Genomic DNA, 15060 nt, shown 5'->3' on the forward strand with positions numbered 1-15060 from the left:
TTCACTTTGCGGAGTGGGGCAGCGACCGGAAGTAGATACCCCACCCCCTCGTACTCCTCTATTACTTCAATTAGCCCACTTTCTCAACAAGCTCAAGCACCGTTTCCGGTGCTTTTTTATACGCGCTATCTGCTGAGTGACGGCCGCGAAGCGTCGGATCGCTGCCTGCGCGGCCTGAACCAGAACAAGGTCAAGCCCACGGCGCTCACCCCGAGAACCCCGGCCAAATAAAAACCGCTTTTAAGTCCCGCCCACTCGTTCAAGCCGCCGGCCAAGAACGGCCCCGCAAACATGCCGATCGCGTAGACCGCCTGATATAGCCCCATCGCTGTGGCCCGCTTTTGTTCCGGAATGTGCTGTATCGAAAGTCCCAGAAGCAGCGGGAAATGCAGCCCTTGGAAAAATCCGTTAACCGCCTGCGTCAGCAGCAGCAGTCCGAAGCCGGGCACCAGCGAAGTTGCCGCCGAGCATACGGCGCTGACCGCAAAGCCGAGCAATACGACGTTCCACGCTCCGAAGCGCGGAGCAAATACTTTGCCGGTCATAAACGAGCTGACGGCGTGAGGAATCATGAAAGCAAATACAAGCAGCGTCAGCCCAGCCTCGTCCGCCCCCAGCGATAAGGCGTACGAAGGCGTAAAACCGAACATCGTAATAAACAAGACGCTGTGCGCCAAAATGGACAACGAAGAAACCTTAAGCAGCAGTTTATCCTTCATCACCGGCGCGAGGTCGGCGAAACGCATCGGCGACCGGTCGCCGCTTTCCTTCGGTTCCTTCAGCAGAAAGGCAAGCGCCAGTCCGACCAGTCCGATGACCGTCCCGGTCCAGAATGCGGCGTTCCATCCGCCGAATTTGACCAAGTAGCCGCTCATGCTCATGCCGAAAAGCTGCCCTGCGACGGTAAGCAGGCTGATTGTGCCCATCGCCCGGGTCGCCTGTTCGCTGCGGTATAAACCGGCATACATGACGGTAAACGCAACCCAGGTGGAGGCGCCTACCCCCGACAGCACGCGGCCGGCGAGAGCCCAGCCAAGCTGCTCGCCTAAGACGAAGCATAGGCAACTGGCCGCGGTGCACAGCATGCCGAGCAGAATGAACGGCTTCCGGCTCTTGAAACGGTCGGACGTGATCCCGAGCGGCAGACGCAGCACGATCTGTGTCAAACCGTAGCTGCCGAGTACGATCCCGGCCATGGTATAGGAGATGCCCAGATGATCAAGGTATGGCGACAGGATCGGCACGTAGACATAGAGCGAGCACCAATATAGCAAAGTGACCAGCACAAAGATCGTGTGGTTCATTCGCTCTGCGGTTGTCGATTTCATGATGAGTCTTCTTCCCTCTTATAAGCTTAGCTGCAGAATGGCCTTCACATCGTCCTCATGCAACACCTTGAACGATCCGATCGGACCGAATTTGACGGCTTCCTTCGCCATCCGGCCGATTTCGCTCTCCCCGATACCGAGATCAGCCAGACGGGCAGGCGCGCCGATGCGCGTAAAGTAATCCCTCGTCGCCTGAATGCCGGCCAGCGCGATTTCTTCGTCGCTTTTGCCTGCCGGATCGATGTTCCACACCCGGACGGCAAACTGCATGAACCGGTCCGGACGGCTGCGGTACACATACTTCATCCAGTTCGGGAACAAAATGGAAAGCCCCGCCGCATGCGCAATATCATAGATCGCACTCACCTCGTGCTCGATGGCGTGCGACGCCCAGTCGGTCTGCACGCCGACGCTGATCATCCCGCCATTCAGTGCATACGTGCCGCACAGCATCAGGTTCGCGCGAGCCTCATACTGCTCCGGCTCGGCAAGAGCCCGTTCGCCGTTCTCGATAATCGTTTGCAGGATCGATTCGCAAAGCCGTTCTTGCAGAGGCGTATCCGGCGTGAGGCTGAAGTATTGCTCGAAGACATGCGACATCATGTCCACGATCCCGTTCACCGTTTGATCCGCAGGCACCGTATACGTCAGCGTCGGGTCCAGAATGGAAAATTGGGGATAAGCGTAAATGCTGGCGAACGATTTTTTCAGCTTTTCTTCCCGGTTGGTGATGACGGCGTTGCCGTTCATTTCGGATCCCGTTGCCGATAAGGTCAGCACTGTGCCGAGCGGCAGCGCCGCCGTAATTTTCGCTTTCCGCATCATAAAATCCCAGACGTCTCCTTCATACGGAACGCCGACGGCGACGGCTTTGGCTGCGTCAATTACGCTGCCTCCACCCACGGCCAGAATCAAATCGACGCCTTCCGCGCGGCATAGCTCGATTCCTTTGCGCACCGTCGTAACCCGGGGATTCGGCTCAACGCCGGGCAGTTCAACGGTCCGAACACCCGCATTGGCGAGCTGCGTGAGGACGCGATCGTACAGGCCGGTCTTTTTGATGCTTCCGCCGCCATAAACGAGCAGTACCGTTTTGCTGCCGCAGGCCGCAACTTGCTCGGCCAGCCGCTCCAGCTTGCCCGCGCCGAACAAGATTTTGGTAGGATTATGAAAATCAAACGAATTCATCGTCATTTCCTCCTTCGTTATTCATGCATTCTATATATTATACTAGGTACCGAACCGCAGTACTAGCATACGAAATTCGACATTCTTTTCACAAGAAAAGTCCGTTTTTCTACGAGATGTTCCAAAACTCCATAACTTTCCATGAATTGGTGTATGATGCAATTGTCAATCGAACATCACTTAATCAAGGAGGAACGCCATATGAAAAAATCACTCACAGTCTTAACCTTGACCGCAGCCGTTTTCGCCAGCGCTCTCTCGCCTACGGCGAGCTTTGCAGCAACCGAGCCTGCTTCTGCTTCCCCATCGGCAGGAAGCCAAGCATACTACGAAGATCCTTGGTACATGAATAAAGGCGAAGTCAGAGAGTTATACTCTGCCTCGGGGTATACCTACAAAGTACAGGGAGAAAACGCCATAGTGTACAAAAAGAAAGGCGTATGGTATCTGGAAGGAACCGTACATGGCGATTCGCTGTTGATCCAGCTTAAAAACGGAAAGCCGGTCAAGGAATACGTTATTTATGTGACAGACTAAGCATTTAAAAAGCAATCGGCTTGGCCAAACCCGCGGAATTCCCGTTCCAGCGGGTTTTCGCAATTTTCGCCGCAAAAAAAGCCCTGCGGCCAGCATCGCGCTGTAACAGGACCGAGCATGAAAAAGCTGTCAAGTAATGCTCTTGAGGCCGCCATACTGGGAAATCGCGAGCAGCAAATCGCGCAATATCGGCAATACGAACTGCGCGCCGTCAAGCCGAAATATGCCGCTGCGATTATGTACCGTCGCTTCTTTCACGTACAGGCGGTAATGCGGCATCCCGGAGTGCATGCTGACGGTTTCACTTCCGGAGGCAGCGCTTTTTTGGAACGTAATCGGACGGACGCCGGACGGCGGCTCGTATGGCAAGATACTGATAATATCTTCCAGCTTAATATGATAATTGGTATGCGGCTTTTGGAAAACGAGTTCTTTGGTCGAGACCGTAAGTCCGAAATCCCTCTTTTTATGAGAAATTTTCAGATCCCCTTCCAGCTCCTTAATCTTGATAAATTCGTTCATGCTCTCTCCCCCTCCCAGAGCCGTAGGCAGCTGTTCGGCGGATTGCCTCGAACGTTCCGATCCGAACGGAGCTTAGACCTTGAAGCGAGCATACCATAAAAGGCTAACCCGCGCCACCTGTCCCGTCCGGTCAAATAAACGACTCTGCCCCGTCGATGAAGATCTCCGTTCCGGTCATGTGGCTCGAAGCGTCAGAAGCGAGAAAAGCGACCAAATCCGCCACCTGCTCCGGCTGTCCGGGACCGTGCTCCAGAGGCTGGTTGCCCTCCGGATATTCGACCTTGATCTTGACTTTCTCCAGCTCCGGCAGCGGATGCGTGCTTTGATTGATATGGGTTTTGATCGAGCCCGGGCAGACGGCGTTCACCCGGATTTTATAACGGGCTAGCTCAAGCGCCGCCATCTTCACAAAGGCAATCTGCCCCGCCTTGGACGTGCTGTACGCCGACATCCCGATGTTCGAGAAGACGCGGCTGCCGTTGATCGAGCTGGTCACGATGATGCTGCCGCCCTTTTGCTTCATATGAGGAATTGCATACTTAACGCACAGAAATGTCCCTTTCAGATTGACGAACAACGTATGGTCCCAATCTTCCGGCTTCATATCCTCGATCGGCGCCAGTACGCCGTTTATCCCTGCGTTGGCAAAGACGACGTCGAGCCGTCCCCACGTTCCTGCTGCCGTATCGATCGCCTGCTTTACCCGCAGCGGGTCGGACACGTCCACGTCCACCGTGATCGTCTGGGCGCGCATGGCCGTCAGCTCCTGCTTTACCTGCTCCGTGCGGTCGTTCAGCAGATCGAGCAGACATACCTTCACACCCTGCTTCGCCAGAGCAATGGCGGCGGCGCGGCCGATCCCGGAACCGGCGCCGGTGACAACCGCGACTTTGTCTTTCAGCCCCGGAAGCGTCATGTTAGGTTGTTGCAGCGTCTGTACACTCATCCGTTCTCGCCCCTTTGTCTTGAATTATTCACCAATAGCGTTATTTTGCCAAAAGCTCCGAAGAATATGTGACAGCATCCGACCGGACTCGTGTTCCGGAGGCATTTGTGCTACAATACTAAAATTGAAGTTTGATCTTACGCGGCAGGAGGCATTTTCCCCTTTATGTTAATCATCGGTATCGCAGGAGGCACAGGTTCGGGCAAAACGACGGTCGCACGCTCCGTCATCGACCGGCTCGGATCCGACAAAGTAACGTTTATTTCGCAGGACAATTACTACAAGGATCACTCGCATATATCCCTCACGGAACGGGAAGCAATCAATTACGACCACCCGTTCGCCTTCGATAACGAATTGCTGCTGGCGCATTTGAAGCAGCTTAAGAACCAAATGGTTGTGAACGCACCCGTCTACGATTTTTCCAAGCATGCGCGGTCAACCACCCATACCGTCGAACTGAAGCCGAACAAAATCGTCATTATCGAGGGGCTCCATGTGTTGTCGGACGAGCAGCTTCGCGGCATTCTGGACATCAAAGTGTTCGTGGACACCGATCCGGACGTACGGATTCTGCGCCGAGTGCTTCGCGATATTGAAGAGCGCGGACGGTCGATCCAATCCGTATACGACCAATATTTGACGACGGTCAAGCCGATGCACGAAGCCTTCATCGAGCCGTCCAAAAAATATGCCGACCTCATCATCCCCGAGGGCGGGCACAATGAAGTCGGCATCCAGCTGCTGTCGATTTTGACGGAAAAGTATTTAACGGAGTAAATAATTTATTTCGTTTATTTTTTTCGAAAGTACACCCGCTCCGGGCGGCCGACGTCCCCGTAAGACAAATCGGCGCGAAGTTTGCCGTCTTCCGCCAAATGCTCCAAGTAGCGCCTGGCCGTAGAGCGGCTGACGCCGACCCGCTTCGCCGTTTCTTCCGCGGTGAGCGGCGCGTTCGCCTCGGAGATCGCCTGGACGATTTTATCCAACGTCAGCTTGTCGATGCCCTTGGGCAGCGAAGCTCCCGGACCGGGGGCTTCTTTTTTTGCGCTGCCCTGAAGCAGCCGGTCGATCTCGTCCTGACCGATCGAAGCGTTAGCCTGACGCAGCTGCTTGATCGTCCGATGAAACGATTCGTACCGCTGCAGCGTCTCCTGCATTCTGCTGAAGAGCACCGGCTTCATGATATAATCGAACACGCCGCCGCGGATCGCTTCCCGGACGGCTTCGACCTCTTTGGCCGCGGTAATCATAATGACGTCCGCCTGCCGGTGCTGCTGGCCGATGGTACGAAGCAGCTCAAGCCCGCTGGTCTCTGGAAAATAAATGTCAAGCAGCACCAGATCCGGCTCAAGCACGCTCAATAGCTCAAGCGCCTGCGGCTCGTCGGTCGCGATGCCGACAACGCCGAAGCCCGGTACTTTCTCGACGAAGCGCCGGTTAATCTCCGCGATCCGCTCATCGTCTTCAACGATCAGCACGCGGATCGGCGAGGTCGCATTCGCAGCGTCAGCCTTCAAGTTCCTTCCCCTTTCTTCGGTTCGACCCGTTTCGGAATGACAACCGAGAACACGGTGCCGCCCTCCCCCGACGGTTCGTGCAAAATCTGGCCGCCGAGTTTATCCACGACATGCTTGACGAGCGCAAGTCCGATGCCCCGATGCTCGCCCTCTTTGCTCGACACGCCTTTCTGGAAAATGTTCTCCGCCCATTCGTCCGGGATGCCCGGGCCGTTGTCCTCGCATTCGATCATTAGGTCTTCGCCGTAGTCGCTCAGAAACAAGGTAACCTTCTTCTCTTCGGCGGCAGAATAATCGAGCAGCGCTTCCATGGCATTGTCCGTTAAATTGCCGATGATCGTAACGAGCAGCTCCCTATCGACCCGGGCCGGCACATCCTTGAATGAGGTTTCGGGATCGATCTCGAACTTGATTTTCAGCTCGTGAGCGCGGTTGTATTTGCCGATTAACAATCCTCCGATCACCGGGTCGGGAATTTCCCGCATAATAAACTGAATGAAATTTTGATGCACATCCGTTTCCTTGGAAATCATCTCGACGGCCTCTTGATACGATTCGAGCTGTATGAGTCCGGAGATGACGTACAACTTGTTGGAATATTCATGGGTTTGTGCCCGCAGTCCTTCGGCGAACCGCTTGACCTGGGACAATTCCTCCGCGAGCCGGTACACCTCCGACTTGCTGCGGAAGCTGACTACGGCGCCGATGACTTCATTTTGCCTATTGAATACCGGCACCCGGTTCGCGACGACCTCTTGACCGTGCATAATCATCTCGACGTCGAATTCGGACTGGCCGGTGCGAGCCACCGTGAGCAGACGGGATTTCGGAACGATTTCCCGGATCGGCTTGCCGATAAGCTTGGTATCGTCGGGAAGCCCCAGAATGCGCAGCGTCTGCTGATTCGCCAAGGTGATCAAGCCGTTGCGGTCCACCGCGAGTATGGCTTCGCGGATCGATTCGAGTATGGCTTTCTTCTCCATATACAGCGTTCCGATTTCTTCCGGCTCCAGACCGTGAATCGAACGCCGGACGCCTCTCGCAATCACGACGGCTCCGGCCATCGCTACGACTAAAGCGGCAAGGGAAATAAGCAAAATCCGCCGCTGATACACATCGTCCCATCGGTTAATATCGTCCAAAAGAAAGCCCACCGATACGATGCCGATCACGTCCCCGTTCTCGCCCCGAATCGGGACTTTTCCGCGCAGCGAAGGCCCCATGGACCCTTCCGCCTTGGAGATGATCGACTTGCCTTCGAGCACCGGACCGTTATCGCCACCGACCATTTCTTTGCCGATCCGCTCGGGCACCGGATGGGAGTAGCGTATTCCTTCGCGGTTGCCGATGACCAAGTACAAGGCCCCCGTCTTCTCGCGAATTTGCTCGGCAAGCGGCTGAATGACGGAAGACGGCTCCGCAAGCTTGAACGCTTCCCGGATTTCGGGGATCTCTGCCACTGTCTCTGCCACCTTGAGCGCCCGGGTTCCGATCTGGTCTTCCATCATGGAAGTCACCATATATTCGACAACCCCCGCCGCTACCGTAAGCACGGAGAAAAGGAGCGTGCATATAAGCAAAATCAGCTTCGTTTGTAAGCGCATAAACTCCCCCTTCTTCCTATGATACCACATCCAGCCTCAACCGACACAAAGCCCCGGGGGCCCAATAAGCTGGACCTGCCCGGGGATGATGTCGGAACATATCCGTCCCGCCTTACGCTTCTTCGTTGACGATCACTTTTTTGCCGCGCAGCTTCATCACAAACGGAATGGCGAGCCACAGCACGGCGATGATCAGAAAGATCAAGGAAACCGGCTTCATGACGAAGATGGAAAAGTCGCCGCTGGAAATGGTCAGCGCCCGCCGCATGTTGTTTTCGATCATCGGTCCGAGGACCAGTCCGAGAACGAGGGGCGCAATCGGGTAGTCGTTTTTGGAAAGAAAATAGCCGGCAACCCCGCACGCAAGCAGCAGCATCAAATGAAAGACGGACATTTGCACGGCGTATACTCCGAAGATGGAGATGGTCACGATAATCGGAATCAAGTATTTCGCCGGCGTTTCGATAATTTTGGCAAACACCTTCACCAAAGGCATGTTGAGCAGCAGCAGCATAACATTTCCGATAAACATACTGGCGATAAGGCCCCAAGCGATGCTAGGGTGTTCCTCGAACAGCAGCGGACCCGGCTGCACGTTGTACATGATGAGCGCCCCCATGAGCACGGCGGTCGTGCCCGTTCCGGGAATGCCGAGCGTCAGCAGCGGAATCATCGCACCGCCCGAAGCGGCGTTATTGGCCGATTCCGGACCGGCGACGCCCTCGATGGCGCCCTTGCCGAATTTCTCCGGATGTTTGCTGATTTTTTTCTCCAGCAGATACGAGAGGAACGAAGCCAAGGTCGCCCCGGAGCCGGGGACGATGCCTTTGAAGAAGCCGACAAGCGAGCCGCGCACAATCGGCATCGCGCTGTCCTTCAAGTCCTGCTTCGTCGGCAGGATGCTGTTGATTTTGGCAATTTCGCCGGTGTCCGCATCCTTCTCGAGAATGGTTTTGAATACTTCCCCGAGGGCGAACAATCCGACGGCGACGGTCAAAAACTCGATGCCCTGATACAGCTCGGGAATATCAAACGAAAAGCGCGCGACGCCGGATACCGCGTCGATTCCGATCGTGGCCAGCGCCAGGCCGAACACGGTCATCAGCAGCGCTTTCGTGATCGATTTCCCGGCCAGTCCGCTTAGCGCGCACAGCCCTAGCACCATGAGCGAAAACTCTTCGGCGGGGCCCATTTTGAGCGCCACGTTCGACAGCGGCTCGGCCAGGAGCACCAGCCCGATCAGGGAAATCAAGCCGGCGACGAAGGAGCCGATGGCCGCAATCGAGAGCGCCGACCCTGCCCGGCCCTGCTTCGCCATTGGATAACCGTCCAGGGCGGTAACGACGGAGGACGATTCCCCCGGCGTATTGAGCAGGATCGAGGTGGTCGAACCGCCGTACATCGCTCCGTAATACACGCCGGCCAGCAGGATGATCGAGCTGGTCGCGGCAGCTTCCGGCGGCAGTCCGCTGGTAAGCGAGGTGGTGACCGGGATCAGCAGAGCGACCCCGCTGATAGGCCCGATCCCCGGAAGAACGCCGACCATCGTCCCGATCAACACGCCGGCAAAAGCAAACAGCAAGTTGTACCAGATCAGCGCCGTAGCAAACCCGCTGAGCAAATATTGTAACGTATCCATGAAGCCCTTCCCTCCCTAGCAATCCGAACGATTGCCGTCTCGAAAGCATTCGCTCAGAGGCCCAACCAAGAAGGCAAGCCCGGCAAAGTGCCCTGCAGCAATTCGACATAGACGTAATAGACGCCGATGGAAAAGCCTGCGGAAATCATGGCCGAGTATAGCCATTTTCCCCGTTCCATCGTTTGAAAGCCGATCATCAGAAAAATAAACGTACTGATCACATAGCCGATTTCCTCAAGCAGCATAATATAGCCGATCGTAGAAGCCAAAATGACGAGAAACCGCTTATAGTCCAGCTTCGTTCCGCGGCCTTCCCCTTTAGGAGCGGCCGGGTATTTCAACGTTTCGTAGAACAGTCTCAAGCTGACCAGAATCAGCAGAAGGCCCAGTCCGAGCGGAAAGATGTTCGGCCCCACGTGGCTTCCATATGCGCTGCTGGAAATCGATAGACTGCCGTAAGCGAATGCCGTTCCGACCGCGAGAAAAACGATAGACATCGTGCGGTCAAATGTTTTGCTCATCGGACCAACCTCCCTATCCTTACTTCGCCATGCCGAGCGCCGTCAGCATGTCCTTCACCTGCGATTCCTGCTGGGCGAGGAACGCCTTGAACTCGGCCGCGTTCTTGTAATCTTTCTCCCACACGTTCGCCTGAAGCTCTTTTTTCCAGCCTTCGGAATCGGACATTTCTTTCAACTTGGCGTCCCAGAAGGCAAGCTCGTCCTTGCCCATCTCCTTTGGTCCGAAGATGCCGCGCCAAATGTTAAATTCGGCGTCGATGCCCTGCTCCTTAAGCGTCGGGACGTCTTTCAGCTCGCCGGAGAGCCGGTTCGGCGCCGTCACGGCAAGCACGCGGACTTTGCCCGCTTTGACATATTCGCCTACGCTGGAAGCGTCAGTCGCAATCACGTCCGCGTTGCCGCCAAGAAGCGAGGTCATCGCTTCGCCGCCGCCATCATACGAAACATACTTTACTTTCTTCGGATCGATCCCCGACTTGTAGGCCGGAAGCACGGCAATCAGATGATCCATCGAGCCCGGAGCGGAGCCTCCCGCAACCGTTACCTTCGTCGGATCGGTCTTCAGCGCTTCGATCACCGCTTTCATATCTTTAAACTTCGAGTTAGCGCTGACAACGATCGCGCCATAGTCCTTGGTCAGCTGTGCCAGCGGCGTCGTATCCTTGTAGCCGTACGGGCTGTTGCCTTCCTTCTTCAAGTTGTTGATCAGAATCGGCGGCGAGCTGACGAACAGCTTGTAATTGTCTTTCTTGTCCTTCGTCGCATATTCGGCCATGAAGACCGCGCCGCCGCCGCCCGGCTTGTTTTCCACGGTGAGGGGCTGACCGACCGCCTTGCTCTCGGCGAGCGTCTTGGCGATGGAACGCGCCGTTTTGTCCCAGCCGCCGCCTGCCCCGGACGGGGCAACGATAACGATCGGTTTCTCGGGGTACGACGACGTTTTGCCGGAGGCGGCCGGCTTGGTTCCGTCATTCGATTTTGGGGCGCCTGCGCCGGCGCCGCATGCCGTCAAACTGAGCGCCAGAACGCTGGTGAGCGCGATTTTCCAAGATTTGTTCGAGAGCGTTTTCAATATCATAAGTGAGGACCTCCAATTTTTTTATTTTTGCTTTGCTCTTTATTTGATAGCGCTTTCTTATCGATTGCTTCGTCATTGTAGCATTAAGCGCTTTCATGATCCTAGCTTCTGCTCATAAGTTGAATAATTCGCATTGTGCGCATTTTGCTCATTCTGTTCACGAAATGTTCAAAAATGATTTTGTCGTCGCCGCTCTTGCTATTTTGGTCCGTTTCCTTTATTCTAACAATTAGACCGGACGGTCAGATTAATAGATGAGGTGCACGATGGCACGCAAACGTCCCGAAGAAGCGGAACAGACCCGCAAGCATATACTCGCCACCGCCAAGGAGCTGTTTGTCCAAAAAGGATACAGTGCCACGTCGATTGACGATATTCGCGTGAACTCCGGCATGAGCAAAGGCAGCATCTACTACCATTTCAAAAGCAAGGAATCTCTGTTCCTAAAATTGCTGGACGAGAACATGCAGGAATGGATTGATCAATGGACTAAGCTGTCCGCTTCCTTGACGAGCGAAACCGAACGGTTATACGCGCTGGCCGATCATTTTGCGCTTGATCTTCAAAATCCTCTCATGAAAGCGGCAGAGGAATTTTCGGGCAGTCAAACCGCCGATCCCGACATCTTGAACTATTTGCTGACGCTTGCCAAGACGCCCCACCAGCATGTAAAGAACGTGCTGCAGGCCGGCATGGATAAGGGGGAATTCAAGAAAGACGACCCCGAGCAATTAACTTTCATCGTCATGGGAACGCTTGGCGGCTTGAGCGCCACTTATTACGAGAATTATTCGATGGACCAATTGATTGCCATTCATCGCAAAGCGATCGACACGATTCTGAACGGAATTCGGCCTGACTAAGCGGTTTTCCGTCTTTTTTTGAACATTATTAAACCGGACGGTCAGTTTATTATGAAGGAGGATTTATTTATGAGTCATTCGCCTATCCCCCACACTCATCCACCCTTATGGCGAAACCGCGTATTCCAAATCGTAGCTTTCGCCGACCTGCTGCAGCAGCTTGCGATATGGACGCGAAATATCGCCCTGCTCTTTTATGTGATGGAGATGACCGACAACGATCCGGTTGCCGTCTCTCTGCTCACGATGTTCGAATATTTGCCGATCTTTATCTTCTCATTCATCGGCGGCACCTTCGCGGATCGTTGGAACCCGAAGAAAACGGTTATCGCCGGAGATACCTTGAGCGCGATCTCAATCGGAATCATTGCGCTGTGCATGATGTCCGGCCTGTGGCAGGCTGTCTTCGTAGCGACGATCGTATCCGCGGTGGTCAGCCAGTTCTCGCAGCCGTCCTCCTCCATCCTGTTCAAAAAGCATGTTCCCGAGGAACAGGTCGGCTTGGCCGTCAGCATTACGCAAGGCTTGATGTCGATCTTCGTTATTGTCGGACCGATTATCGGCACGGCGATTTACACGACGCTGGGCATCCAATATTCGCTGTTCGTGCTGATCGGATTATTTTTGCTTGCGGCGATCATCCAAATAGGGCTCCCTTCGTCGGAGCGTTCCAGTGAATCGGCTAACAACACGGTCATGCAGGACATGGCCGAGGGCTTTCGATACGTCAAGCGGAACCGGAACTTGGTCGTTATCGCCTCTATCTTCACTTTGATCGGTCTCGCTGTCGGGATCATTCAACCGCTCGACGTCTATATTCTGATCGAACGGCTCGGCCTCCACAAAGAAAATTTACAGTGGTTCTATGCCGTATCCGGGATCGGGATGCTTCTCGGGGGGCTGCTCGCCGCAGCGCTTTCCTCCCGCATTCAACGGTTCGCTAAGACGGTCATGTTTCTCGGCCTGCTGATCCTGGCTGCTTCGATCGCTTTCGAAGTGCTGTCCCGTTGGGTCTTCGTCACGGCCTCGATGCGCTTTTTCGTCGGGATTACGGAAGCTTTTCTGCAAATTGTGCTGAGCACGTTCATGATTAAACTTGTGCATGCCGATTACATCGGACGAACGAACGGTATTCTGGCTCCGCTTATGACCGGTGGCGTCTTGATCGGCTCGGGAGCCGCCGGGCTGTTGATGAGCTCGACCTCGTTGATGACAACGTTCTTCATCTCCGCCGCGCTTGTTGCTGCCGCCGCCTGCATCAGCCTGCAATTGTCGTTCCCTTCCGGCCAGATGATAAACGAGCCGGAGACGACGGCGGGCATGTCCAAGAAAGAGTCGCTGCCAACTTTGTAACTTCCCGCATAAGATCCGTATCTGGGTACCGATATGACAGGTGATCCGTCAGCTGTAATGAAAGATGCCTTTCAGGATGGGTTTATTCCGTCCCGAAAGGCATCTGTTTTTAAGATTGCTTCAAGCTCATGAGCAGTGCGCGCAGCCGCTTGATATCGGCCATTAACCGCTGCCGGTCCGCGTCAAGCTCCGGCTCCGGTTCTGCCATCAACTGGGTCAGCTTAAGCTCCAACCGGCTGATTTCGTTCTCCTGCCGCTGTTTTTCCGCCGAGCCATCGGCATCTCTCCGCTTCGCCGTATATTCGTCATACGTTCCCGGGAAAGCTTTTGCCCCCGCACCGTCCAAGATCAGCAGCCGGTTTGCGATGTTCCGCAGCAGGTATCGGTCATGCGAAACAAGGACAAGCGCCCCTTGGTATTCGAGCAGCGCCTCCTCGACTTTCTCCCTTGTATCGATATCCAAATAATTCGTCGGCTCATCCAGCACAAGCAGATTGAACCCGCCAAAATACAGATGGAGAAACGCGACACGGCATTTCTCGCCCATACTCAGGTCGCCAATCCGTTTAAACGCCTCGTCCCCGCTGAACAGAAAGCAGCCCAGAATCGTACGCGCGTGGGACTGAGTCATGTCCGGCAGCCGCAGCAGGCTATCCAGAATCGTCTCGTCCGGGTTCAACTGGTCGAGTTCCTGCGCGAAGTAACCGATTTTCGTCTGCGGATGGAGCTTGACTTCGCCCGAATCCGGAATTAAGCTCCCGGTCATGAGCCGCAGCAGCGTCGTTTTGCCTGCTCCGTTCGGTCCGATGACCGCAACCCGGTCCCCCCGATTGACGCTCGCACTCAGCGCCTGAATGATCTGTCTGCCGCCGTCGTAGGCAAAGCGAACCTCCTTCATGCGCAGCAGCGTCTCTGCCGCAAACGGCCGGTCCTTCAGCTGCATATGCAGGCTCCCCTCCTCGCGGGGCTTTCGCACCCGGTCCCGGTCGAGCCGTTCGAGTGCCGCTTCCTTCGCTTTGAGCCGGGATACGTTCTTTTTCGCCTTGGAGCGCAAAAAATCGTTTTGTCCCGCGGCTTGATGCGCCTGGTGAAACCATTGCTGGTAGCGGCGGATGCTCTCCAGAAGCTTCTCGCGGGCCTGCTCTTGCTTTTTAAACAGCGCTTCTTGCGACTGCCATTCGATGTCCTTCTGCTTGCGGTAATCCGAATAGCCTCCAAGGTACATCCGGCCGCCCTGTCCGGTCAGCTCGTAAATGGCCGACGCCGTCCGGTCCAGAAAATACCGGTCGTGCGAAACGAACAGCACGGTGCCTGCGTACTGCCGCAGCCACAGCTCCAGCCAGCTTAACGTTTCTTCGTCGAGATGGTTGGTCGGTTCGTCCAGCACAATGAATTTCGGCTCCCGAACCATCAGCCTCGCAAGCTGCGCTCTCGTTTTCTGTCCCCCGCTCAAATAGTGAAAAGGCTGCTGCCATAAGCCTGGATCAAGCTTCACCCGCTGCAAGCATTTGTTCGCTTGAAGCTCCCAATCGTAGCCGCCCTGCTGCATATAGCGTTCGTGCAGCTCTCCGTACCGATCCAGCAGCTCCGCCGATTCCTCCTGACTCATCCACCGCTGCAAATCCTCCAGCCGAAGCTTCAGCGCATAGCGGCTCTCCGAGCCGGACAGCACGAAGTCCAGCACCGTCTTCTCCCGCACTCCGGCAGGATGCTGCTCCAGCCATCCCCACTCTTCCAACGGCAAATGCCGATGCACGCTCCCGTGATCGAATGCCGTTTGACCCAGCAATCCCTTGAGAAGCGTCGTTTTGCCCGTACCATTCCGTCCGAAAATCGCGACGCGCTGCCCTTCGGCAATCTCGAGGGACACGTTCTCGAACAAGACCGCGCCGTCCCATTCCTTGCGTAAATCCGCTGCTTTTACGATTAGCATTGTGGCATTCCTCCGTTTCATGACAACA

General features: G+C 55.3%; 14 protein-coding genes. 4 read left to right on the forward strand and 10 right to left on the reverse strand.

The genetic code is table 11. From position 1 onward, the window contains the following. Positions 1 to 125: 125 nt before the first annotated feature. On the reverse strand, positions 126 to 1328 hold the full coding sequence (locus NI000_RS13435) for an MFS transporter (RefSeq protein WP_253411282.1): 1203 nt from the start codon (positions 1326 to 1328) through the stop codon (positions 126 to 128). An 18-nt stretch (positions 1329 to 1346) separates the two neighbouring features. Further along, positions 1347 to 2516, reverse strand: a complete 1170-nt coding sequence (locus NI000_RS13440; protein ID WP_253411283.1) for an iron-containing alcohol dehydrogenase — start codon at positions 2514 to 2516, stop codon at positions 1347 to 1349. A 201-nt stretch (positions 2517 to 2717) separates the two neighbouring features. On the opposite strand from NI000_RS13440, the gene NI000_RS13445 reads away from it, so the two are divergent. Further along, complete coding sequence (locus NI000_RS13445) at positions 2718 to 3053, forward strand: hypothetical protein (protein ID WP_253411285.1); 336 nt, start codon at positions 2718 to 2720, stop codon at positions 3051 to 3053. Between the two features lie 129 nt (positions 3054 to 3182). Here the strand turns inward: NI000_RS13445 and NI000_RS13450 are convergent, their stop codons facing one another. Both NI000_RS13450 and NI000_RS13455 read right to left on the reverse strand, forming a co-directional pair. Then, positions 3183 to 3575 carry a hypothetical protein gene (locus NI000_RS13450; RefSeq protein WP_253411287.1) on the reverse strand — a complete coding sequence of 131 codons (393 nt, stop codon included), beginning with the start codon at positions 3573 to 3575 and terminating at the stop codon, positions 3183 to 3185. 130 nt (positions 3576 to 3705) lie between these two features. Then, a complete protein-coding gene (locus tag NI000_RS13455; protein ID WP_253411289.1) occupies positions 3706 to 4521 on the reverse strand; it encodes an SDR family oxidoreductase in 816 nt (271 codons plus the stop codon). A 165-nt stretch (positions 4522 to 4686) separates the two neighbouring features. On the opposite strand from NI000_RS13455, the gene udk reads away from it, so the two are divergent. Further along, positions 4687 to 5301 carry a uridine kinase gene (gene udk, locus NI000_RS13460; RefSeq protein ID WP_253411291.1) on the forward strand — a complete coding sequence of 205 codons (615 nt, stop codon included), beginning with the start codon at positions 4687 to 4689 and terminating at the stop codon, positions 5299 to 5301. A 14-nt stretch (positions 5302 to 5315) separates the two neighbouring features. Here udk and NI000_RS13465 read toward each other — a convergent pair whose 3' ends face one another. The 5 genes from NI000_RS13465 to NI000_RS13485 all read right to left on the reverse strand — a co-directional run bounded on the left by NI000_RS13465 (position 5316) and on the right by NI000_RS13485 (position 10883). Further along, on the reverse strand, positions 5316 to 6041 hold the full coding sequence (locus tag NI000_RS13465) for a response regulator (RefSeq protein WP_253411293.1): 726 nt from the start codon (positions 6039 to 6041) through the stop codon (positions 5316 to 5318). Next, positions 6038 to 7645, reverse strand: a complete 1608-nt coding sequence (locus NI000_RS13470; RefSeq protein WP_253411295.1) for an ATP-binding protein — start codon at positions 7643 to 7645, stop codon at positions 6038 to 6040. The genes NI000_RS13465 and NI000_RS13470 overlap by 4 nt, the downstream gene beginning before the upstream one ends. Positions 7646 to 7757: 112 nt before the next feature. Beyond that, complete coding sequence (locus NI000_RS13475) at positions 7758 to 9284, reverse strand: tripartite tricarboxylate transporter permease (protein ID WP_253411297.1); 1527 nt, start codon at positions 9282 to 9284, stop codon at positions 7758 to 7760. A 53-nt stretch (positions 9285 to 9337) separates the two neighbouring features. Then, positions 9338 to 9805, reverse strand: a complete 468-nt coding sequence (locus tag NI000_RS13480; protein WP_253411298.1) for a tripartite tricarboxylate transporter TctB family protein — start codon at positions 9803 to 9805, stop codon at positions 9338 to 9340. Positions 9806 to 9824: 19 nt separating this feature from the next. Continuing rightward, positions 9825 to 10883, reverse strand: a complete 1059-nt coding sequence (locus NI000_RS13485) for a Bug family tripartite tricarboxylate transporter substrate binding protein (protein WP_253411300.1) — start codon at positions 10881 to 10883, stop codon at positions 9825 to 9827. Between the two features lie 266 nt (positions 10884 to 11149). Here NI000_RS13485 and NI000_RS13490 point away from each other — a divergent pair, with 266 nt between their 5' ends. Together NI000_RS13490 and NI000_RS13495 are read left to right on the forward strand one after the other, a co-directional pair. Continuing rightward, positions 11150 to 11746 carry a TetR/AcrR family transcriptional regulator gene (locus tag NI000_RS13490; protein WP_010495378.1) on the forward strand — a complete coding sequence of 199 codons (597 nt, stop codon included), beginning with the start codon at positions 11150 to 11152 and terminating at the stop codon, positions 11744 to 11746. 69 nt (positions 11747 to 11815) lie between these two features. After that, positions 11816 to 13099 (forward strand): MFS transporter, encoded by a 1284-nt coding sequence (locus NI000_RS13495; protein ID WP_253411302.1) that lies wholly within the window; start codon positions 11816 to 11818, stop codon positions 13097 to 13099. 109 nt (positions 13100 to 13208) lie between these two features. Here NI000_RS13495 and abc-f read toward each other — a convergent pair whose 3' ends face one another. Then, entirely contained in the window at positions 13209 to 15032 is a 1824-nt protein-coding gene (gene abc-f, locus NI000_RS13500) for a ribosomal protection-like ABC-F family protein (protein WP_253411304.1), read from the reverse strand. Positions 15033 to 15060 lie beyond the last annotated feature (28 nt).

Source organism: Paenibacillus tyrphae (assembly GCF_024158745.1).
Taxonomy (GTDB): Bacteria; Bacillota; Bacilli; order Paenibacillales; family NBRC-103111; genus Paenibacillus_G; species Paenibacillus_G tyrfis_A.